We start from the raw sequence: 21687 nt of genomic DNA on the forward strand, positions 1-21687 counted from the left end.
GCGCCAAGGGTCAGAGGAGCTTCCGTTTCATCGCGCCGCGCTCCAGCTCCTCGCGGAACCGGGGATGGGCGATGTCGATCAGGGCGCGGGCCCGCTCGCGGAGAGACTTCCCGTGCAGGTCCGCGACCCCGAACTCGGTGGCCACGAAATGGACGTCGGCGCGCGACGTCACCACGCCGGCGCCGGGATCGAGATACGGCGTGATGCGGGAGACCTCGCCGCCCTTGGCGGTCGAGGGGAGGGCGATGATCGCCCTGCCGCCCCGGGCGCGCGAGGCGCCCCGGACGAAGTCGACCTGCCCTCCGAATCCCGAGTAGGCCATGTCCCCGATGGAATCGGAGCAGACCTGCCCGGTGAGGTCGATCTGGATCGCGGAGTTGATCGCGACCATGCGGTCGTTCTGCGCGATCACGAAGGGATCGTTCACGTAGTCGCTCGGATGGAACTCCACGATGGGGTTGTCGTGGATGAAGTCGAAGAGCGGCCGCGTGCCCAGGACGAACGAGGCGACGATCTTCCCGGGGTGGAGCGTTTTCCGCTCATTCGTCACGACGCCGGCCTGGACCAGCTCGATGATGCCGTCCGAGAACATCTCGGTGTGTACGCCCAGGTGCTTCCGGTCCCTGAGATGGTGGAGCACCGCGTCCGGGATGCCGCCGATGCCCAGCTGCAGCGTGGATCCGTCCTCGACCAGCGCGGCCACGTTCCGGCCGATGTCGTCGAACGCGTCGGCCATCCGCACGTGCGGGAGCTCGACCAGGGGCTCGTCCACCTCGACGAACCGGGTCACGTTGCGCGCGTGGATGAAGTTGTCCCCCAGCACACGCGGCATCCGGGGATTCACCTGTGCGATCACGATGCGGGCCGTCGCCGCCGCCGCCTTGGTGCACTCCACCCCGACGCCGAAGCTGCAGAAGCCGTGCTCGTCGGGCGGCGACACCTGGATCAGGGCGACGTCCAGCGGGATCGTGCGCGTGGTGAAGAGGCGCGGGATCTCGGAGAGGAAGACCGGGAGGTAGTCCGCGCGGCCTTCGTTCACGGCATCGCGGGTGTTCTTCCCGATGAAGAGGGCGACGTGGCGGAAATGACGCTCCATGCCGGGAAGGGCGTAGTCGGCCCGCCCCTGGGACATGAGATGCATCACGCGCACGTCGTGAAGCCCGTCCCGGCGCGCGACCAGGGCGGCGAGCAGGGTCTGCGGCGCCGCGCAGCCCGGATGCACGTACACCGTGTCGCCCGGCCGGACCAGGCGCAGCGCCTCCTCGGGCGAGACCAGCTTGTCGTGATACTCGAGGGTGGAACGAGGGAGCGTGGTCGTCGCGACGGCCGGCGCGTCCAGGCTATCGGGCGACATCGTAGCTCCTCTCCCGCTCCGGATTCCGGTACGGCAGGTCCAGAACCGAGGCGATCTTGGGCTCGAGGCAGTAGCCGTCGTGCGTGTAGACGCCGCGCGCGAGCACCGGGTCGTCGTGGAGCACCCGGTCGGGACCGAGCCGGGCGATCTCGGCGAGATACGGCAGGATGATGTTCGAGAGCGCCGCCGTCGCGGTGCGCGGGACGAGCGCCGGAATGTTCGGGACGCAGAAATGGACGACGCCCTCGCGCACGTACGTCGGATCGAGGATGTTGGTGGGACGCGAGGTGGTGGAGCATCCGCCCTGGTCGATCGAGACGTCGAGGAAGACCGAGCGCGGCCGCATCGAGCGGACGAGCCGCTCGTCCAGGAGGTGCGGCGTCGTCTCCATCGGGATCAGCACCGCGCCGATCAGGGCGTCGGCGATCGGCACGAACCGCTCGATGTTGTACGGGGTCGCCACCGCGGTCGTCACGGGCGCCGGCACGCGGGCGAGGAGCCTCCGGAGGCGCTCCACGTCCCGGTCGAGCACGATCACCTGGGCGCCGGTGACGGCGGCGCGCATGGCCGCCGTCGATCCCACCACGCCCGCGCCCAGGATCACGACGATCCCCGGAGGGACGCCGGGGATGCCGTCGAGCATGATCCCGCGCCCTCCCTGCCGCGTCTGGAGGTACTGCGCCGCGATCGGGACCGCCAGCTTCCCCGCGATCTCGCTCATGGCCGTCAGCACGGGACGGTCGCCGTTCTCGCCTCCGATCGCTTCGAACCCGATGGCGGTGACGCGGCGGCGCACCAGGTGCTCCACCAGGCTCTTCGGCGCGGACGAGAGGTGCAGGAAGGAGAAGAGGATCTTTCCCTCCTCCAGCAGGCGGCTCTCCTCGAGCGAGGGCGGGATGACCTTGAGGATCACCCGCGACCGCCCGATCACCTCCTCGGCCGAGTAGACGATGGTGGCGCCCGCGTCGCGGTAGGCCTGGTCGTCGAATCCCGAGCTCGCGCCCGCGTCCGACTGGATCACCACGCGGTTCCCCTGCCGCACCAGCTCCCCGACGGCGAAGGGGATCAGCGCGACGCGGGTCTCGCCCGAATAGGTCTCTTTCAGGATTCCGATGTCCATCACACGAGCTCCTCGACCGGAATCGCGGGACGCCGCGCGACGCGCTCCCGCTCCTCGTCCCGGAGCTGCGCCTCGAGAACGGCGATCGAGGCGATGTGGATGATCTCGTTGTCGTCGGAGGTCGGCGACACGATGTGGACCGGCTTCGCCAGGCCGGTGAGGATCGGGCCGATCGTCTCGGCCCCGCCCAGGCGCTGCATCAGCTTGTAGGCGAGGTTGCCCGAATGGAGATCGGGGAAGACGAGGACGTTGGCGTCCCCCTGGATGCGGCTGAAGGGGAAATGCTCCTGGGCGACGGCGGGGTCCACCGCGGCCTCGAGCTGCATCTCGCCGTCCACGACCAGGTCCGGCGCCCGCTTCGCCACCAGCCGGGCCGCCTCGCGCACCGTGTCCACCAGCGGATGCTGGGCCGATCCGAAGCTGGAGAAGGAGAGCATCGCGACGCGCGGGTCGAAACCGAATTCGCGCGCCACACCGGCCGCCAGGATCGCGATCTCCGCGAGCTCCTCGGCCGTGGGCTGGATGTTCACGGTGGTGTCCGCGAAGAACCAGCACTTCCGGCGCGCGATGATGCAGTAGACGCCGCACACGCGCGTGATGCCGGGGCGGAGCCCGATGATCTGGAGCGCGGGGCGGATCGTGTCGGGATAGTGCTGCGTCACCCCGGACACCAGCCCGTCCGCGTCCCCCATCTGCACCATCATCGTGCCAAAGTAGTTCGGATTCAGCAGCAGCGTATCGGCTTCCTTCGCGGTCAGCCCCTTTCGCTGCCGCATGCGGTAGAGCGCGTCCACGTACGCCTCCCGCTTGGGATGGCGCCGCGGATGCACGAGCTCGATCCCGGCGAGCGACAGGTCCAGGTGCCGGGCTTCGCGCTCGATCTCCTCCGGCTTGCCGAGGAGCACGGGGCGCGCGATGCCCTCGGTCACCAGGTGCGCGGCTACGCGCAGGATGCGCGGATGCGTCCCCTCCGGGAACACGATCCGCCGCGGCGACCGGCGCGCGCGATGCATCACGGCGCGCGCGATCTCGCGCGACTTGCCGAGCCGCGCCTCCAGCCGATCCCGGTACTCACCGAGATCGATCGTCAGGCGGGCGACGCCGGTCTCCATGGCGGCCTTCGCCACGGCGGGCGCGACCCAGAGCAGCACGCGCGGGTCGAACGGCTTGGGAATCAGGTAGTCGGGACCGAAATGCAGCGTCTCGACGCCGTAGGCGCGCGCCACCGCGTCGGGCACGTCCTGCTTCGCCAGGTCGGCCAGCGCGGCGGTCGCGGCGAGCTTCATCTCGTCGTTGAAACGGCGGGCGCGGACGTCCAGCGCTCCCCGGAAGAGGAAGGGGAACCCGAGGACGTTGTTGACCTGGTTCGGGTAGTCGGAGCGGCCGGTCGCCATGAGCACGTCGGGTCGGGCCGCCTTGGCGTCGGGGTAGCTGATCTCGGGATCGGGGTTGGCGCAGGCGAAGAGGATCGGCTTCGGCCCCATCGATCGCACCATGTCCTGGGTCACGAGCCCCGCGCTCGAGAGCCCGAGCAGCACGTCGGCGCCGCGGAGCGCGTCGGCGACCGTGCGCGCCGTCGTCTGGACGGCGAACTCGGCCTTGTACGGATTCAGCTCGCCGAGGCGGCCGGTGTGCACGACCCCCTTGCGGTCGCACAACGTGATCTGATCCTTGCGCAATCCGAGCTTGGTGAAGTGGCGCGCGGAGGCGATGCCGGACGCGCCCGCTCCGAGGATCACGACGCGGATGTCCCGCAGCTTCTTCCCCGTGACCTCGAGCGCGTTCAGGAGGGCCGCGCCGGTGATGATCGCCGTACCGTGCTGGTCGTCGTGAAAGACCGGAATGGAAACGAGCGCCTGGAGCTTCTGCTCGATGGCGAAGCACTCGGGAGCCTTGATGTCTTCGAGATTGATGCCCCCGAACGTCGGCTCGAGGAGCGCGCAGAGCCGGACGATCTCCTCCGGGTCCTTCGACGCGATCTCGATGTCGAACACGTCCACGTCCGCGAAGCGTTTGAAGAGGACGCCCTTCCCCTCCATGACCGGCTTGCCCGCCAGCGGGCCGATGTCGCCCAGGCCGAGCACGGCGGTGCCGTTCGTGATGACGGCCACGAGGTTTCCGCGCGCCGTGTATTCGTAGGCGAGATCGGGGTTCTTCTCGATCTCCAGGCAGGGCACCGCGACGCCGGGGGTATAGGCGAGGGAGAGATCTTTCTGCGTGGCGCAGGGCTTCGTGGATACGACTTCGATCTTGCCGGGGCGGCCGCCCCGATGATAGTCGAGGGCTTCTTTGAAGAGTGCGTCGGCCATGGCTTTCGTCCCCTTTCGACTCGAGCGCCCGGCGGCCCGCCGTAACGCCCCGTCTGAGCCCATCTTCGGTCCGGATTCAGGCGCCGGTAAGGTGGCCGCAAGTAGCATGGACACTGGGCCCTGCGTGATTCGAACTGCGCCGCGAATGGGGCGGGATCGGGGCCCCGAAACGGGCGGGTGGGCGAGGGTGTTCGGCGGTCCGCCGGCAGTTCCGCCGTAATCTCCCTTGATCCCAACGGGTTACGGACGGCATTCAGGCGCGGACGCGGGATGCCGAAGAGTACGGGATGCGCCAGATCCTCGCGTTCGCCCTGCTCCTCGGCATCACCCCCGGATGCGCCGGCTCGCTTCCCGCGCCGGGCGTCGGGCCCGCGCCCTCCTCGGAAGAGCGGCTCGCGTTCGAGGAGGAGGGATACGCCTCGTACTACGGCCGGGAGCACCACGGCCAGAGAACGGCGAGCGGCGAGCGGTTCGACGCCGGCCGCCTCACCGCGGCGCATCGCACGCTCCCCTTCGGCACGCGCGTGCGGGTCACGAATCTCGACAACGGGCGCCGGGTCGTGGTGACCGTCACCGACCGCGGTCCCTTCCGCCGCCATCGCGTCATCGACGTCTCGCGCCGGGCGGCGAAGGATCTCGGCTTCCTGCGCGAGGGCACGGCGCGCGTGCGGCTGGAGGTTCTCTCGGGGTGATGCCGCGGCCGCGCGCAGCCGAGACGCCAAGGGCCCCCGGGCGGAAGCCCAGGGGCCCTTCGTTCAGACCGCCGACGGCGGTCGCGCCGCGGCGCTTCACTGCGCCGAATCGGGAGCCGCCTCCGCCGGCTTCGCACCTTCGTCGCGCAGGCGCAGGAAGACCCAGACCCGCTTGTAGCGGTTCGCGCCCGTCGTCGCGGTGACCCCGAGCGCGAGCTTCTCGGTGTTCGCGCGCAGCGGCACGCGATAGGACGCCTGCCAGAGATTCGACTCGGAGTCGTACGTGAACGGCGTCTTCTCGCCGGCTCGGTCGGTCAGCGTCACCGAGGTCACGTCCGTGGATCCGGTCGCCGCGATCGTCACCACGCTGCCGGGGATCACGACCGATTCCGGTCCGGTGGCGACGATGTCCGGAGGCAGCGTCTCCTCCGCGCTCGGCGTGGTCTCGGCCACGCCGGTCACGACCCCGTCCGACGCGAGCGTGGTCGGGGTGGCGGCGGCGCCCTGGCCGACGGCGCCCTGCTGAACGGGAACGACGGCCGTCTCGTGGTTGGCCAGCTCGGCGGTCGCCTTCTCCTTGTGCTCGCCGCATCCGAGGGCGGCGAGCGCGATCAGGAGCGGCGTCGCGACCAGGGCGGCTTTCAGGAAGAAGAGGCGGTCGTCGCGTTGCGATTCCTGGGTGTTCGGGTTCTGGTTCATGACTGTCTCCCACATCCGGCTTCTGGCGGCGTCGAGGAGCGGCGCCGGGGCCGCGGGCTCGATCGCCTGGCGTGGGCTGCGTCCCCGGGCCAGGGCCGTGAGCGGCGTTCGAGTGCTGCCGCTCGCACCGTCCCTAATCAATCGCCATGCCGCGCCACTAAGTGTCTATAACTAAATAACTTAACCAAAGCGCCCGGATCCGAGGGCTCGGATGACGTGTCAATGTTGACACGCGACCTCATCGAGAGCACGCTGGCGCCAATCCCAAGCTCAATCGGACCCAGGTGATGGAGGCGCGTGTCATGACGGACACGGAAGTGCGCGGGATGCGCCGACGCGGGAAGCTGCTCTTCGCCGCCATCGCGCTGGCGACGGCCTCCTGCGCCGCGGTCACCCCGAGAAGCTCGCCGACGCGCGTGCTCTGGGTCCGGGGCGACCACGTCTACGTCGCGCTGGGGGATGGCGCGCCGGCCGCTCCCGGCGATTCGGTGCGCTTCGGCGATCGAGGAACCCCGGTGGGAAGCGGCACCGTCATCGAAGTCGTTCGGGACGAGATGGCGATCGTCGCGCTCACCTCGGGATCGCTCGCGCGCGTGAAGAAGCTCGAGCGCGTGCGCGCCGTGATCGCGCACGCGCCCGGTGCTGTGCCCGCGTCCCTTCGCGTAGCGCTCCCCTCGGGAGATCGCGGCAACCTTCTCTTCCGCTGCCCGGATCGGCCGCCCGGGGTGCCTCGTCTCCCCGAGGGGCTTCGCGGATACGTGCTCAACGAGGCGCAGCGATCCGAACGGCCAATCCGATTGCGGCCCGATCCGCACGTGCGTCCCCCCTCGCCCTGGCCCGATACGCTGATCGTTCACTACTTCGAGAACGCGACCGACGAGGAGATCGCCCTGGAGCGCGGCGACGTGGACGTGGCCGTGTTCTGGCCGGGAGAGCTGTCGCGGAGGATGCGGGAGGACGCGCGCTGGAAGGATTCGCCTCGCGGCGTGCGAAGCCGCGGGATCGTGGCGATCACGGGAGCCGACCTCGTCCCCGCGGGCCTCGACTCGTCCACCGCGCTGGCCCTGGACGACGAGCTGTTCCGCGGCGACCTGGAATGGACCGGCTTCTTCCTGCCGCCCTCGGAGCGGGGGCCGGGCCAGCTGGGAATCGACGAGAGCCTTCCCGGCGCCGCGACCCTCCGCGCGTGGCTCACGCGCCGCCTCGGGACGCCCCGCGGAGGCGTCGTCGGGCGGATGGCGTACGTCGACGCGCCGTTCGATTCGGCCGCGGCCCCGGGATTCCAGCCGCTCTACCGGATCACCTGCCCCGTGGTGAGCGGGCCCGCGTGGCGCCGGACGGTCGAGGCCATCGGCGCCGGAGTCTTCGTGAACATGGCGGTCTGCGCGCCGGCCGCGGCCGGAGGGCGATGAACTCCCTCCGCGTCCGGCTCATCCTGGGCTTTGCGCTCGTCGCCCTCGTGCCCCTCGCGATCGCGATCGTCCTCCTCACGGATCGGATCGAGACCATGGTCCGGACCCAGGCCGCGGACCGGGTCACTTCGGCCCTTCAAGCGATCACGACCCAGCTCGCCGATGACGAGCGGCGGACCCTGGAGAAGACGCAGATCCTCGCGCGTGATCCCGAGCTCAAGCGGCTCTACCTCGTCCGCGGCGCCGGAGGCCGCGAACTCGCCGATTACCTCGAAGAGCGCCGGTTCCTGCTCGGATTCGACTTCCTGCGCGTCCTCGACTCGAGCGGTGCCCTACGCGCCGACGCCGCCGAGGCCGTCACGACGTCCGATGCGGTGCGGCGCGCGGTCCGTCCGGCGCCGCCGCGCCCCGGCGGGAGATTCGTCGTCTCCATCCGGAGGCTCGAAGGGGACTCCGGCCTGGCGCTCGTCGCGCGGGCCCCGATCCCCTATCAGGGGGAGAGCGTGGGAAGCGTCGAGGGAGGACTCGCCCTCGACGCCGAGTACCTCGACCGCTGGCGCGCGCGGAGCGGGATTGGCCTGGCGCTTCGGGATGCCGAGGCCAAACCGGTCGTCGGGGACGCCGCCGCGGGGTTTCCCATGTCCCCCGGCGTGTGGGGGCGGCTCCGGAGGGTCTATGCCCAAGGGGCCATCATCAGCGAGACGGTTCCGATCGCCATCGGCGATCCGCCGTACGCGTCGCTCGTCGGCGGCGCGGGTACGGAATCCTCCGAGGCGACGATCACGTCGCTCCAGTGGGCGTCCGCGGTCCTGGGGCTCGTTGCGCTGGCGATCGCGATCGTGCTCGGCTTGGCCTGGTCGCGCCAGATCTCGCGCCCGGTCGAGCAGCTGGCCGCCTATTCGGAGAAGCTGGCGCGCGGCGAGTGGGACGAGCCGCTCGCGTTGCACAGCGTGCGCGAGCTGGAGACGCTGGTCGAAGCGCTCGACCGGATGCGGCGCGATCTCCTGTCCTATCGCGAGCGCCTCGTGGTGACCGAGCGGCAGGCGGCGTGGAGCCAGATGGCGCGCAAGGTGGCGCACGAAGTGAAGAATCCGCTCACGCCGATCGCGATCTCGATCGCCGATCTCCGGCGAAGCTACGAGTCCAAGCGCCCCGATTTCCCCGCGATCCTGGATCAAGCCGTGCGCACCATCGGCGAAGAGGTCGAGACCCTGAAGCGGCTCCTCCAGGAGTTCTCCGACTTCGGCCGCTTCCCGCCGCCGCGCATCGAGCCCTGCCGCTGGTCGGGCCTGGCGGCCGACCTCGAGACGCTCTACGGCGAGGAGATCCGATCCGGAAGACTGGCGGTGTCCCCCGAAGGCCGCGCACTCGTCTTCCCCGCCGACGCGGGACAGATCCGCCAGGCCCTCGTGAACCTGGTCCGGAACGGTCTCGACGCCACGGCCGCCGGCGGCGGGCGCGTCGCCGTCGGCGCGTGCGCGGAGCATTCCACCGCCGTGATCACCGTCGCCGACGGCGGTCCCGGCCTGACCGCCGAGCAGCGCGCGCGCCTCTTCACGCCGGGCTTCACGACCAAGCCGGAGGGAAGCGGCCTGGGACTCACGATTGTGGAGCGGATCGTGAACGACCACGGCGGGACGATCGACGTGCGCTCCGGGCCGGGCCAGGGCACCACCTTCACCCTCCGGCTCCCCCTGCGGCGCGAGGCCTGACGATGCCCGGCATCCTGATCGTCGACGACGAAGCGAACATCCGTTCCAGCCTCGAGGGAGCGCTCGGCCGCGAGGGCTATCAGGTGGAGGGCGCCGCGACCGTGGCGGAGGCGCGGGCGAAGCTCCGCGATTCCTTCGACTTCATCCTCCTGGATGTCTGGCTTCCCGACGGGAACGGCCTCGATTTGCTCCGCGAGTCGCTCGCCGCCGATCCCGACGCGGTCGTGATCATGATGTCGGGGCACGCGACGATCGACGCCGCGGTCCAGGCGACGCGGCTTGGCGCTTTCGATTTCCTCGAGAAGCCGCTCTCCCTGGAGCGCCTCCTCGTGCTGCTTCGAAACGCCGGCGCCGCGGCCGCGCTCAAGTCGGAGAACCGCCGGCTCACGCGGGGATGGGCCACGCCGATCACGGGGCGATCCCCCGCGATCCGCCGACTCCTCGGCGAAATCGAGCGCGCGGGCGCGGGCGCGGCGCGCGTGCTGATCCAGGGGGAGAACGGCACCGGCAAGGAGCTGGTCGCGCGCGCGCTCCACGCCGCGGGGCCGCGGGAGGGCCGCCCGTTCGTCGCCGTGAACTGCGCCGCGATCCCCGAGGAGCTGATCGAGTCGGAGCTGTTCGGGCACGAGCGCGGCGCCTTCACCGGCGCGACGCAGGCGCGCAAGGGCCGCTTCGAGGAGGCGCACGGCGGAGCGCTCTTCCTCGACGAGGTCGGAGACCTGAGCGCGCGCGCCCAGACCAAGCTGCTCCGCGTGCTCCAGGAGGGGGAGCTGACGCGGGTCGGAGGCAATCGCGCCATCCGCGTGGACGTGCGGGTGATCGCCGCCACGAACCAGGATCTCGCTGCGCTGGTCCGCGCCGGCCGCTTCCGCGAAGACCTCTATTTCCGCCTCGCCGTGATCCCGATCACGGTGCCTCCGCTGCGCGAGCGCGCCGAGGACATTCCCCTCCTCGTGGAGCGCTTCGTCGTCGAGACCGCGGCGGAGGCGGGCGTGCGGCCGCGCGCGTTCGCCCCCGCCGCGCTCGAGACGCTGGCGCGTTATCGTTTCCCCGGGAACGTGCGCGAATTGCGGAACATCGTGGAGCGCCTCCTGATCATGGCCCCGGGCGAGCGCGTCGGGGTCGAGGCGGTGCGCTCGATCCTGCCGCCCGAGCCGGCGGAGCACGGCGCGTCCGACAGCCCGGGCGTGGGGAGGCTGGCGGACCGCGTGCGCGACTTCGAGCGGAGCGCGATCGAGGCGGCCCTCGCGGCCGAAGGCGGCAGCATGACGCGCGCCGCGGCGCGGCTGGGGCTGGAGCGCAGCCATCTCTACAAGAAAATGAAGAAGCTGGGATGGACCCCGGACGAAGACGCGCGCTGACGCGACGTCCGGCCTCGATCGGCGGGCTCGGTCATGGATCCTTCCCTGCGTGACCGGCATCACAGATGCGAGCGGGGCGGGGCGCCCAGGGTAAAGCCGTTGCCGGTGAGGACCCGGACGGGCGGGAACCGCCGCCGGTCCGGAGGGGTACCGAGGGCATGACCGCCGGACACCCGGGCCATCCGGGAAGAGCGAAGGTCCCCCCTTTCGCACGGCTCGAACAACGGAGGGATGCGGCTTTGAAACGTGGCTCACCCGTTCCGGCGGCCGCGTTCCTGGCCGCGGCCCTGCTGTTCATGCTCGCACCCGGCGCCCACGCAGCGGCGCCGCCGCGCGGTGCCGTCGCGCCGTCGTTCAACCTCCCGACCGCCACCGGTTCGGTCTCGCTCGACTCGCTCCGGGGGAAAGTCGTGCTGGTCGATTTCTGGGCATCCTGGTGCGTTCCCTGCAAAAGCTCCTTTCCCTGGATGACCGCCATGCACCAGCGCTACGCCCCGAAGGGCCTCGCCATCGTCGCGATCAACGTGGACAAATCGCGGAAGTCGGCGCAGGAGTTCCTCGAGAAGCATCCCGCTCCGTTCATCGTCGCCTATGACCCCGACGGCAAGACCGCGAAGGCGTTCCACGTCTGGGGCATGCCCACGAGCTACCTCATCGCGCCGGACCGGTCGATCCTCTTCGCGCGATCGGGCTTCGATCCCAAGCACGCCAAGGACGTCGAGGCGATGATCGCCCAGGCGTGCGCGCGATGAGCGCGCGCGTTCGGCTCCTCATCGCGCGGACGCTCCTGGCCACCGCCGCCGCGGCGTCCGCCGGCTGCGCGGCGATGAAGGTGGAGCCCTGGGACCGCGATCTCCTCGCCGAGAAGAAGATGAGCTTCACCCCCGCACCCCTCGAGTCCGCCATCGACGACCATGTCTACTTCAGCAAGGAGGGCTCGACCGGCGGCCAGGGCGTCGGCGGGGGCGGATGCGGATGCAACTGAGCCGATCGCGGAGGCGCGCGCGATGACGCCTCCTCCGGGAGCGACGCCCCGGCGCGTCTCTCCGCTCCGCGCCCGCCTCGGCGCCGCGGCCTGTCTTCTCGTGGCCGCGGGCGCGCGGAGCGCGGCGGCGCAGCTTCCCGATTCGACCGTCGCGCCCGACACCAGCTGGAATCCCGATTCGACGCGGGCCCCGCTGGCGGCGCCCGCCGCCGCCTACCGGTGGCAATTCGACGGCGCGGGCCTTCTCTACAGCGAGAAGGGGCGCGCCAAGGTGATCGAGCCGCAGGCCCGCATCACGCGGCTCTTCCCCGACGGGCAGACCCTTTCCGCCACCCTCGGCCTCGACGTCATCACCGGCGCCTCGCCCACGGGCGCGATCCCCACGACCACCGTCCAGACGACGACCACCCCCTCCGGCAACGTCCAGACGCAGACCGCGAACGAGGTGCCGACGCACCCCTTCAACGACCTCCGCACGGGGCTGGACCTCGAGTGGACGAAGCCGGTCGGCGGCTGGCTCACCCCGTCCTTGGGAACGCATGTCTCGATGGAGAAGGACTACCGCTCGCTGGGGGGCACGGCCAAGCTGTCGGTGGCGATGATGCGGCGGCTCACGACCCTCACGGTGGGAGCCGGCTACAACGAAGACCGCGTGGACCCGCGCGGCGGAACGCGCGCGCCCCTCACCGACGGCACCGTCCTCCTCGGCACGGGAGCGAACCCGAAGCGGGTCCGGAGCGCGCTCGCGGGGGTCTCGCGGGTGCTCACGCGCCGCTGGCTGTTCGGGGTGACCGGCTCGCGCACGACCGAGCACGGCTATCTCACCGATCCCTATAAGGTGATCAGCGTGCTCGACGCGACGGGCGCGCCCACGAGCGACGTGGTGACGGAATCGCGCCCCTCCTCGCGGACGCGCGACGACGTGCTCGCGAGCTCGGTCTACCACCTGGCGCAGAACATCCTGTACGCCTCCTATCGCTACTACTGGGACGATTGGGGCGTCCGGTCGCACACGGCCGACGCGCGCTATCGCGTGGAGCTGCCGAACCAGAGCTATCTCCAGCCGCACATCCGCTACTACTTCCAGACGCGCGCGAATTTCTTCCAATTCGGGCTGCCCCAGGGCGCTCCGCTCCCCGAATTCGCGACGAGCGACGCGCGCCTGGGAGACCTCCGGACCATCACGCTCGGCGCCACGTATGGATTCCATCCGCACGCCGGTCCGGGCGAGGTGACCCTGCGGGCCGAGTATCTCCGGCAGTGGGGCAAGGGATCGGGAGGTCAGGACGGCGGCGAGCTCGAGGGCGAAGCGGCCCCGGCCGCTTCGTCCGGGCCGATCGACTTCATCCCGCCGGAGAGCATCGGATCGATCGTGGTCGGGTACTCGGTTCCCTTCTAGGCGCCGCATGCGTCCGGCCCACGCCAGTACCGCCGGCGCGCCTCCCATCGTGGAGCGCGCCGGAGACGTTTTCATCGGACGATTCACCGCCATGGCGAGCCCGTGCGAGGTCCTGGTCGACACCGACGACCCGGCCGAGGCGGGCTCGCTCGCTTCGCGGGCCGCCGCCGAAGCACGCCGCGTCGAGGCGAAGTTCAGCCGCTATCGCGAGGACAGCGTCGTCGGACGCCTGAACCGCGCGCGGGGAGCGCCGACGGCGGTCGACGAGGAGACGGCGCGCCTCCTGGACTACGCCGCCGCCTGCTGGGAGGAATCGAACGGCCTCTTCGACGTGACGACCGGGGCCCTTCGCCGGGCCTGGACGTTCGACGGGAGCGGCCGGCTCCCGAGCCAGGACGCCGTGCGCGCGGCGCTGCGCGACGTGGGGTGGGCGCGCGTCCGGTGGGACGGCGCGTCGCTCACGATGCCGGCGGGGATGGAGGTCGACCTCGGGGGAATCGGCAAGGAATACGCGGTCGACGGCGCCGCCGCCCTCCTCATGGAGCGAACCGAAGCGCCGCTCCTCGTGAACTTCGGCGGCGATCTCTTCGCGAGCGGTCCGCGCCGGGGCGGCGCGGCATGGATCGTCGGCGTGGACGATCCCGCGCGCACCGGCGCTTCCGCGCTCTATCGCGTCGACCTCCTCGGCGGCGGTCTCGCCACGACGGGCGACGCCCGGCGCTTCGTGCTGCGGGACGGAAAGCGCCTGGGACACATCCTCGATCCGCGGACCGGATGGCCGGTCGAGGACCCGCCGGCCTCGGTCACCGTGCTGGCGCGCAGCTGCCTCGAGGCGGGCACGCTCTCGACCCTCGCCTATCTGCACGGCTCCGGCGCCGAGGCGTTCCTGCGCGACCAGGGGGTGGAGTTCCGCATCATTCCCGGCGCTTGAACGCGGCGGCGCGCCCCGCTAGGCTCCGCCCCTCGAAGCCGCTCGCCCGCCCTCACGCACCTGGTCCCGGAGGCACGCCGTGCGCATTGGAACTCCCCTTTCGCCCGGAGCCGTCAAGGTGATGCTGCTCGGCTCCGGCGAGCTGGGCAAGGAAGTCGTCATCGCCCTGCAGCGCTACGGCGCCGAAGTGATCGCGGTCGATCGCTACCCGCATGCCCCCGCCCATCACCTGGCGCACCGATGGCACGCCGTCGACATGGCCGATCCGCGCGCGCTCCGCGAGGTGATCGAGCGGGAGCGCCCCCACCTGGTCGTCCCCGAGATCGAGGCGCTGGCCACGGACGAGCTCGCGCGCGTCGAGGCGGACGGGCTCGCGGAGGTGATCCCCACCGCGCGCGCCGTCCAGCTCACGATGAACCGCGAAGGGATCCGGCGGCTCGCCGCCGAGGAGCTTTCGCTCCCCACGTCGCGCTACCGCTTCGCGCAGAGCGCGGCGGAGGTCCGGGAGGCCGGCGCGGCGCTCGGCTACCCCGTCGTCGTGAAGCCGGTCATGTCCTCGTCCGGCAAGGGGCAGTCGGTGGTGCAAGGCCCCGACGCCGCCGACGCCGCGTGGGACTACGCCGAGAGCGCGGGAAGGGTGAAGCACGGCCGCGTGATCGTGGAAGAGAAGATCGAGTTCGAGTACGAGATCACCCTGCTCACCGTGCGCGCGCTCGGCCCGGACGGCAAGGTCGCCACCAGCTTCTGCGAGCCGGTCGGGCACGTGCAGGCGAAGGGCGACTACGTGGAGAGCTGGCAGCCGCAGCCGATGCGCCCGGCCGCGCTCGAGCGGGCGCGCGAGGTGGCCCGCGCCGTCACGGGGGCCCTGGGAGGACGCGGCGTCTTCGGGGTCGAGCTGTTCGTACGCGACGACCAGGTCTGGTTCAGCGAAGTGAGTCCGAGGCCCCACGACACGGGGCTCGTCACCATGGCGACGCAGGCGCAGAGCGAGTTCGAGCTCCACGCGCGCGCCATCCTCGGCCTGCCCGTGAGCACGGAGCTCCGCGCTCCGGGGGCGAGCGCCGTGATCTACGGCGGCATGGACGCGGAGGGGATCGCCTTCGAGGGGCTGGACGAAGCGCTCCGGGTGCCCCGAACCTCGGTGCGGCTCTTCGGAAAGCCGGCGTCGTTTCCCCGCCGCCGCATGGGGGTGGCGACGGCCTGGGGCGGCGACGTCGCCGACGCGCGCGAGCGCGCGAAGCGCTGCGCCGGCCTCGTCCGGCCCGTGCCCGCTCCGCGCGAATCGCCCGTCGAGAACTCCTCCGCGGCGTCGTCCTGACGGACGCCGCCGGCTCTCCGCGCCGCCGCTACTCGGCGCGGGCCTCGCGCCGCGCCCGGTCCACCATCTCCGGGCTCGCGTAGATCGCCACCTCGACGCGGCGATTGCGGCTCCGCCCCGATTCGGTGTCGTTCGACTCTACCGGCTCCCGCTCGCCGCGGCCCGCCGTCTCGATGTCCCGATCGACGCCCTGCGAGCGCAGGTAGCGCGCCGCCGCGGCGGCCCGACGCTCCGAGAGATCCATGTTGTAGCTGTCGGTGCCGACGGCGTCGGTGTGCCCGACGATCAGGAGATTGGTTTCGTCGTACTTCTCCAGGCTGCGCGCCAGCTCGTCCAGGTTGCGGCGCGCCGTGCCGCGAATGGCGTCGGAATCGAAGTCGAAGAGAAGGCCCGACTCGAAGGTGATCTGGATCCCCTCCCCGACGCGCTCCACGATCGCCCCCGGGATGTTCTGCTCCAGCTCCCGCGCCTGCTGGTCCATCTTGTGGCCGATGATCGCGCCGGCCGCTCCACCGACGACCGCGCCGATGATGGCGCCGCGCGCCGTCGAGCCGGTCGCGTTCCCGATCACCGAGCCGCCCGCGGCGCCCGCCGCGGCGCCGATGATTGCGCCCTTCTGCTCCTTGCTGAGCGACGAGCATCCGGGAACGCCGCCTAAGACGAGCGCTCCGGCCAGCGCCAGCGTCGCCGCCTTGTGCATGGAAATCCGCATGGAAGCCTCCATTCCGGCCCGCGACCCTCGCCGCGTGCCGGACTCAGGTTGGGTTCGTGACGTTATCGCCGGCCGGACCGCCCGCCCGGCGGACGGTTCCGCGCCGTCGCGCGCGAGCCCGAATCTGGCGATTCCGAGGCGCCGCTCGCGGGCCGGCGGGATTCCTCCGACGGCTGCTCGGCCGCGGGCTCGCCGGTCTGGCTCACTTCGAACAGGAACCACACGCGGCGCTCGGTCTGATCCAGGATGTCCTGGAGCAGGTTGCCGGTCGGCGTATCGTGATGCTCGTCGCAGGTCTCGATGGCCGCGCGCTGGCGCTCGGCCATCGCCCGGTTGTCGTCGAGCAGCCTCCGCACCATTTCGAGCGGCGTGACGTACTCCTCCTCGTCGTCGGCCACGTTCTGGAGGGACCCGATGTGACCGATGCTCCGGATCGTCGTCCCGCCGATCTTCCGCAGGCGCTCCGCCAGGATGTCCACCGACTCCAGCACGGTCTCGGCCTGCTCGTCGAACAGGAGATGGTAGTCTCGGAAATGCGGCCCGCTCACGTGCCAGTGGAAGTTCTTGGTCTTCACGTACAGCGCGAGCGCGTCGGCGATGAGCGGATTGACGGCCTCCACCACGGCGCGGACGTCATCCGGTCCGAGGTCGGTGGGCGTCGCCAGAGGCCGGGGAGCCGTCGGGCGGGCGTTCAAGGCGCGTTTGGCCATGGATTCTCCTTCCGGTATCGACCGGGGATTCGTTGGGTTCGGGGTCCCCTGCTCCGGGACCGCGGGACGCGGCCCTCATGGCCGCGTCGCGCGCCCCTGATTATCGGCGCGGGCGTCCCATGAAGGGAAGCAGGACGAGCGAGACCAGTCCGAACGCGCCATCCAGGGCCAGGGTGGCGGGATAGCCCCACCGCACGAGCGCGTGCCCCTGCCATCCCGACGTATAGGAGTAGACGAGGTTGCAGAGGGCCATGTACGCGGTGAACTGCGTCGCGGCCACCGCCGGTGTCGTCACGTCCATGTAGATGGCGGTGCCGACCCCGTACATGAGCCCCTGGAAGACGGAATAGCCCAGCGTCAGCACCCAGAAGAGCCGGACCAGCTCGTGCGGGACCACGGGGCGCCCGGGCATCGAGGGATCCACCGGCAGGATCCAGCCGAAGTGGCGCATGGCCAGGGCCATGGCGAACGTCGGAAGCGTGGTGCCGACCACGAAGAGGGCCAGGGTGCGGCGCCGGCCGAAGCGGTCGGAGAGCCATCCTCCGAGCACGCAGAACCCCGCCGAAAGGACGGTGCTCCAGAGTCCGAGGATTCCGATCTGCGTGTCGGTCAGTCCCAGCTCCACCGCGAGATTGGACTGCAGCGAGAGGGAGAGCGCATACGCGCCCATCGGCAGGAGCGCCAGGAAAATGGCGAGGAGCGCGGGGCGGCTTCCGGTGAAGGCCCGCGCCGCGTCCCGCGCGAACCGCCCGATCTCGCGGGCGACGGCGATCGCCGGCGAACCGGCGCGCGCCGCGCGCGGCGGCCCCGCCGCCTCCCGCATCGGCACCGGCACGAGCAGCGTGACGAGCGCGATCGCCCCGGCCACCACGAGGAAGGTCGCGCGGAAGCCGACGAGCGGGGTGAGCAGGAGAACGCCGGCGCCCCCGGCCGCGTTCCCGAGGTACTGCCCCGCGAACATGAGCCCGTTCGCCAGCCCGCGCTCGCCGCCCTGGAGCGTGTTCACCGCGAGGGAATCGATCGCGACGTCCTGCGTCGCCGCGAACACGTTGTGGACCAGGATGATCGCGGTGAAGAGCCCGAGATGGCTCCGGAACTCCACGGGGGCGGCGGCCAGGAGGCTCACCGCCATCATCCCCTGCGTGAGGAGGATCCAGAAGCGGCGGCGCCCCCACCGCTCCACCGAGAGCACGTCCACGAAGGGGCCGAACGCCCACTTGACCGCCCAGGGAAGGTAGAGGGCCGCGATGAATCCGCCGATGGCCGCCGGATCCAGCCCCTGCCGCCGCATCTGCGTCGCAACGGCGGTTCCGGTGAACCCCGCGGGAATCCCCTCGGTGACGTAGAGGAGGAAGAAGGCGGCCAGACGCCCGCGCCGCGTGGCCAGGAGATCGGGGAGTCTCACGCCGGGGAACGCTCCGTCACGCGGGAACCCTGCGCGATGCGGGGGCTCGGAGGCAACGCCAAAGGGTGCTACCCTCCCCGCCGGGAGGAACGATGTCGATCTGGAGATTCTTCGGTGTGGAGCGGGAGCCCGAGGACCGGGACCCCGGCACCTTCGCCTCGTCGGCCGAGGCGATGCGCGACGTGGTCGAGCGCCTCGAGCGCCTCGACCCGGACCGGGCGCGCTACGTCGCGCGGTTCGCCTACGTGCTGGGCCGCGTCGCCAACGCCGATCTCGAGGTGACCGAGATGGAGACCCGCGCCATGGAACGCCAGGTCCAGGCCCTGGGCGGCCTGGACGAGGCCGAGGCGGTGCTCGTCGTCGAGATCGCCAAGGTGCAGCACCGACTGTTCGGCGCCACCGACAGCTTCTCGATCACCCGCGACTTCGCGAAGACCGCCACCCCCGAGCAGAAGCGCGAGCTGCTCGGGTGCCTCTTTGCGGTGTCGGCGGCCGACGAGAACATCTCCGGAGTCGAGGAGAACGAGATCCGCCGCATCGTGAAGGAGCTGGACCTGGCCCACGAGGACTTCATCGCCGCGCGCGCGAGCTACCGGGAGCACGTGGCGCGCCTGCGGGAGGAGACGCCATGACCCGTTTCGCGCCGTTGCCCGACCTCGATTCGGTCTGGGACTTCGACCATCCCGAGGCGTCCGAAGCCGCGTTCGCGGCACTCCTGCCGCTGGCGCGCGCCTCCGGCGATCCCGATTACCTGGCCCAGCTCCTCACCCAGGTGGCGCGGGCCGAGGGGCTGCAGATGAAGTTCGATCACGCCTCGAAAACGCTGGACGAGGCCGAGGCGCTGATCACCCCCGAGACGCCGACGGCGCGCGTGCGCCTCCTCTTGGAACGCGGCCGGGTGCTCAACTCCTCGAAGCGGCGCGAGGAATCGAAGCCCTTCTTCCTCGAAGCCTGGGATCTCGCGCGCGAGACGGGCGCCGGAGGGCTGGCCGTGGACGCGGCGCACATGCTCGGCATCGTCGAGCGCGGCGACGCGTCGGTTGCGTGGAACGAGAAAGCGATCGCCTACGCCGAGGCCTCCAGCGACCCCAAGGCGCGCCGCTGGCTCGGCTCCCTCTACAACAACCTCGGCTGGACCTGGCACGACGCGGGGGACGCGGCGAGGGCTCTCGACCTCTTCCAGAAGGCCCTGGCCGCGCGCGAGGCCGAGGGGAAGGCGGGGCTCGTCCGGATCGCGCGGTGGTGCGTGGCGCGGGCGCTCCGCTCGCTGGGAAGGCTGGACGAGGCGCTCGCGACCCAGCGTCGTCTCCTCGCCGAGAACGAGGCGGTCGGCGCGCCCGACGGCTACGTCCACGAGGAGATCGGCGAGATCCTCCTCGCGCGCGGCGACGACGCCGGAGCGAAGCCGCACTTCGCCGCGGCCTGGAAGGTCCTCTCCGAGGATCCCTGGCTCCGCCGCGACGAGCCGGCGCGGCTCGAGCGGATGCGGCGTCTCGGCGGCCTTCCGGCGGCGGACGCCCCCTCCGGCGCGGCCGGTCCCCACTCCCGATGAAGCCCGCCGCGCTCTTCGGCATGCTGGGCGCGGTCTTCGGCTTCCTGGGGGTCGCGGCGGGCGCATTCGGCGCGCACGCCCTTCGCGACACCCTTCCGCCGGAGCGGCTCCAGGTCTTCGAGACGGGGGCGCGCTACCAGCTGATCCACGCGCTGGCCCTGGTCGCGGTCGCCCTGGCTCTGGACCGCGCCGCCACGGGCCCGGCGACCGCGGCCGGATGGCTCTTCGTGCTGGGTCAGGTGATCTTCGCGGGAAGCCTCTACGCGCTCGCGCTGAGCGGCGTCCGCCTCTGGGGCGCCGTCACCCCCCTGGGCGGCCTCTGCTACCTCGGGGGCTGGGCGTTTCTCGCGTGGTCCTTCGCGAGGCGCTGAGCTACTCCGCCCGTTCCCGGTCCCACCACTTCGAGAGGTTCCTCCCCGGCACGCGCGGCCGGCTCGCGTAATGCGAGGTGTCGTTGAACAGCATGAGGCGGGCGCGCACGGGACCCTTGAAGTCGAGCACGTTGAGCGCGGCCGGCGCCTGGTCCAGGCGGTCGCGGTACCCGCGCTCGTCGATCCCGAGCAGGCTGGAGAGCACGAGGCGGATGGTCGCCTTGTGCGACACGACGAGGACGCGCGCCCCTTCGTGACGCGTCACGATCTCCCGGATCACCGGCAGCGCCCGCGCGAGCACCTGGACGCCCGACTCCCCTCCCTCCGGCGCGAACGTGAAGGGGTCGGCCTCCCAGGCGGCGTACTCGCTCCCGAAGCGAGCCTCGACCTCGGTGCGGCTCTTCCCTTCCCAGTGCCCGTGCCGGATCTCCCGCAGGCCGTCGCGCGCCATCGGCTCGAGGCTCGCCTCGCCGCACGCGGCGCAGGCGAGGCGCGCCGTGTCCATGGCGCGCGAGAGCGGGCTCGCGTAGACGGCGGCGATCCCCTCGCCGCGAAGGCGCTCGCCCAGGAGCGCGGCCTGGCGGCGCCCCTCTTCGGAGAGCTCGACCCCCTCGTCTCCGGAGAAGCGGTCCTCGGCGGTCAGCGGCGTGGCGCCGTGCCGGGCGATGTAGAGGCGCGTCGCCTCGCGCCCCGTCACCGGCGTTCTTCTCGGGATCGTCGCATGCACGTAGGGTAGCGCGATCGGGACCGGCGTGGACTACAGTTAATGGGCAGCAGGAAGGGCCGAACGATCGTCCCCGAGCCACGGAGGCCACGATGCACCCCAAGCTGATCCGATTCGCGACCGCGGTCCTGTTCGGCGTCGCCGCTCTGGCGCCCGCGGCGCGCGCCGCCGATTCCGTACCGAGCGACGAGGCGGAGCGCCTCGACAAGGCCCGCGTCGCCTTCCAGGAGATCCGCGACATGAAGGACGAGAACATCCCGCGCCCGCTGATGGAGCGCGCCCGCTGCGTCGCCGTCTTCCCCGGCATGGTGAAGGGCGCGCTGGGCTGGGGCGCGCGCGTCGGGAAGGGCGTGATGAGCTGCCGGGACGCCTCGGGCCACTGGGGCCCGCCGATCTTCCTCACGGTCAAAGGAGGGAGCTTCGGGTTCCAGATCGGGGTGGAGAAGGCCGACGTCGTGCTCTTCTTCATGACCGACAAGAGCGCCCGATCGCTGATGGAGAGCAAGTTCACGCTCGGCGGCAAGGCGGGCCTCGCCGCGGGGCCGGTGGGCCGGACCGCCGAGGCCTCCACCGATCTCAAGCTCGACGCCGAGATCTATTCCTATGCGCGATCGAAAGGGCTCTTCGCGGGGATCTCGCTGGAAGGGGCGCGCGTCGCCCCCGACGACAAGGCCACCCGCCGCTTCTACGGCCCCTCGGCGGACGGGAAGAAGATCCTGACGGACCATGCGGCTCCGGCGAACCCGCCCGCGGCGCGGGCGTTCGTGGAGGCGCTTCCGTAGGGAGCCGCGCCGGGCTGCCGTTGCGGCGACGGAGGGTTCGCCTATCTTCTGAGACGGCGAGCCTAGAATGTTGCTTTACCGGTGATTAGCCAGGCCCTGGCGGAACCACTCGGGACCGGTCCCGGAGGCCCCTGAACCG

Annotated in this window: 21 protein-coding genes; 13 read left to right on the top strand and 8 right to left on the bottom strand. The window is 71.2% G+C overall.

What is annotated here, in order from left to right; all coding sequences use genetic code 11:
* Positions 1-10: 10 nt before the first annotated feature.
* Genes VE326_05710 through VE326_05720 form a run of 3 tightly spaced genes read right to left on the bottom strand, consistent with a single transcriptional unit; the run spans position 11 to position 4783 of the window.
* Positions 11-1354: an acetyl-CoA hydrolase/transferase C-terminal domain-containing protein gene (locus VE326_05710; GenBank protein ID HYJ32698.1), complete on the bottom strand. Its 1344-nt coding sequence runs from the start codon at positions 1352-1354 to the stop codon at positions 11-13.
* Positions 1341-2474 (bottom strand): alanine dehydrogenase, encoded by a 1134-nt coding sequence (locus tag VE326_05715; GenBank protein ID HYJ32699.1) that lies wholly within the window; start codon positions 2472-2474, stop codon positions 1341-1343. Before VE326_05715 ends, VE326_05710 begins: the two co-directional genes overlap by 14 nt.
* Positions 2474-4783, bottom strand: a complete 2310-nt coding sequence (locus VE326_05720; protein HYJ32700.1) for an NADP-dependent malic enzyme — start codon at positions 4781-4783, stop codon at positions 2474-2476. The genes VE326_05715 and VE326_05720 overlap by 1 nt, the downstream gene beginning before the upstream one ends.
* A gap of 287 nt (positions 4784-5070) precedes the next feature.
* Here VE326_05720 and VE326_05725 point away from each other — a divergent pair, with 287 nt between their 5' ends.
* Positions 5071-5475, top strand: a complete 405-nt coding sequence (locus VE326_05725; protein ID HYJ32701.1) for a septal ring lytic transglycosylase RlpA family protein — start codon at positions 5071-5073, stop codon at positions 5473-5475.
* Between the two features lie 96 nt (positions 5476-5571).
* Here the strand turns inward: VE326_05725 and VE326_05730 are convergent, their stop codons facing one another.
* Positions 5572-6174 carry a hypothetical protein gene (locus tag VE326_05730; GenBank protein HYJ32702.1) on the bottom strand — a complete coding sequence of 201 codons (603 nt, stop codon included), beginning with the start codon at positions 6172-6174 and terminating at the stop codon, positions 5572-5574.
* 302 nt (positions 6175-6476) lie between these two features.
* Here VE326_05730 and VE326_05735 point away from each other — a divergent pair, with 302 nt between their 5' ends.
* The 8 genes from VE326_05735 to purT all read left to right on the top strand — a co-directional run bounded on the left by VE326_05735 (position 6477) and on the right by purT (position 15292).
* Positions 6477-7586 carry a hypothetical protein gene (locus VE326_05735; protein HYJ32703.1) on the top strand — a complete coding sequence of 370 codons (1110 nt, stop codon included), beginning with the start codon at positions 6477-6479 and terminating at the stop codon, positions 7584-7586.
* Positions 7583-9298 (top strand): ATP-binding protein, encoded by a 1716-nt coding sequence (locus VE326_05740; GenBank protein ID HYJ32704.1) that lies wholly within the window; start codon positions 7583-7585, stop codon positions 9296-9298. The genes VE326_05735 and VE326_05740 overlap by 4 nt, the downstream gene beginning before the upstream one ends.
* A 2-nt stretch (positions 9299-9300) precedes the next feature.
* A complete protein-coding gene (locus VE326_05745; GenBank protein ID HYJ32705.1) occupies positions 9301-10659 on the top strand; it encodes a sigma-54 dependent transcriptional regulator in 1359 nt (452 codons plus the stop codon).
* 239 nt (positions 10660-10898) lie between these two features.
* Positions 10899-11411, top strand: a complete 513-nt coding sequence (locus tag VE326_05750; GenBank protein ID HYJ32706.1) for a TlpA disulfide reductase family protein — start codon at positions 10899-10901, stop codon at positions 11409-11411.
* Complete coding sequence (locus VE326_05755; protein ID HYJ32707.1) at positions 11408-11644, top strand: DUF4266 domain-containing protein; 237 nt, start codon at positions 11408-11410, stop codon at positions 11642-11644. Before VE326_05750 ends, VE326_05755 begins: the two co-directional genes overlap by 4 nt.
* 22 nt (positions 11645-11666) lie before the next feature.
* Entirely contained in the window at positions 11667-13043 is a 1377-nt protein-coding gene (locus tag VE326_05760) for a DUF3570 domain-containing protein (GenBank protein ID HYJ32708.1), read from the top strand.
* Between the two features lie 91 nt (positions 13044-13134).
* Positions 13135-13974 (top strand): FAD:protein FMN transferase, encoded by an 840-nt coding sequence (locus VE326_05765; GenBank protein HYJ32709.1) that lies wholly within the window; start codon positions 13135-13137, stop codon positions 13972-13974.
* A 79-nt stretch (positions 13975-14053) separates the two neighbouring features.
* Positions 14054-15292 carry a formate-dependent phosphoribosylglycinamide formyltransferase gene (purT, locus tag VE326_05770; protein ID HYJ32710.1) on the top strand — a complete coding sequence of 413 codons (1239 nt, stop codon included), beginning with the start codon at positions 14054-14056 and terminating at the stop codon, positions 15290-15292.
* A 28-nt stretch (positions 15293-15320) separates the two neighbouring features.
* Here the strand turns inward: purT and VE326_05775 are convergent, their stop codons facing one another.
* From VE326_05775 to VE326_05785, 3 genes are all read right to left on the bottom strand, one after another.
* Positions 15321-16004 carry an OmpA family protein gene (locus tag VE326_05775; protein HYJ32711.1) on the bottom strand — a complete coding sequence of 228 codons (684 nt, stop codon included), beginning with the start codon at positions 16002-16004 and terminating at the stop codon, positions 15321-15323.
* 62 nt (positions 16005-16066) lie between these two features.
* Positions 16067-16714, bottom strand: a complete 648-nt coding sequence (locus VE326_05780; GenBank protein ID HYJ32712.1) for a DNA starvation/stationary phase protection protein — start codon at positions 16712-16714, stop codon at positions 16067-16069.
* A 100-nt stretch (positions 16715-16814) separates the two neighbouring features.
* The gene (locus VE326_05785) at positions 16815-18119 is read right to left on the bottom strand and encodes an MFS transporter (protein HYJ32713.1); all 1305 of its coding nucleotides are present in this window, start codon (positions 18117-18119) and stop codon (positions 16815-16817) included.
* A gap of 92 nt (positions 18120-18211) precedes the next feature.
* On the opposite strand from VE326_05785, the gene VE326_05790 reads away from it, so the two are divergent.
* From VE326_05790 to VE326_05800, 3 genes are read left to right on the top strand one after another with little or no spacing between them, the layout of a single operon-like run.
* Positions 18212-18751: a TerB family tellurite resistance protein gene (locus VE326_05790; protein HYJ32714.1), complete on the top strand. Its 540-nt coding sequence runs from the start codon at positions 18212-18214 to the stop codon at positions 18749-18751.
* A complete protein-coding gene (locus VE326_05795; GenBank protein HYJ32715.1) occupies positions 18748-19671 on the top strand; it encodes a tetratricopeptide repeat protein in 924 nt (307 codons plus the stop codon). The genes VE326_05790 and VE326_05795 overlap by 4 nt, the downstream gene beginning before the upstream one ends.
* The gene (locus VE326_05800) at positions 19668-20042 is read left to right on the top strand and encodes a DUF423 domain-containing protein (GenBank protein ID HYJ32716.1); all 375 of its coding nucleotides are present in this window, start codon (positions 19668-19670) and stop codon (positions 20040-20042) included. The genes VE326_05795 and VE326_05800 overlap by 4 nt, the downstream gene beginning before the upstream one ends.
* Before the next feature lies 1 nt (position 20043).
* Here the strand turns inward: VE326_05800 and VE326_05805 are convergent, their stop codons facing one another.
* Entirely contained in the window at positions 20044-20739 is a 696-nt protein-coding gene (locus VE326_05805) for a histidine phosphatase family protein (protein HYJ32717.1), read from the bottom strand.
* A 119-nt stretch (positions 20740-20858) separates the two neighbouring features.
* Between VE326_05805 and VE326_05810 the strand changes: the two genes are divergently transcribed.
* The gene (locus tag VE326_05810) at positions 20859-21548 is read left to right on the top strand and encodes a lipid-binding SYLF domain-containing protein (GenBank protein ID HYJ32718.1); all 690 of its coding nucleotides are present in this window, start codon (positions 20859-20861) and stop codon (positions 21546-21548) included.
* Positions 21549-21687: the final 139 nt, after the last annotated feature.

It is taken from the genome of Candidatus Binatia bacterium, assembly GCA_035631035.1.
Taxonomy (GTDB): domain Bacteria; phylum Eisenbacteria; class RBG-16-71-46; order SZUA-252; family SZUA-252; genus DASQJL01.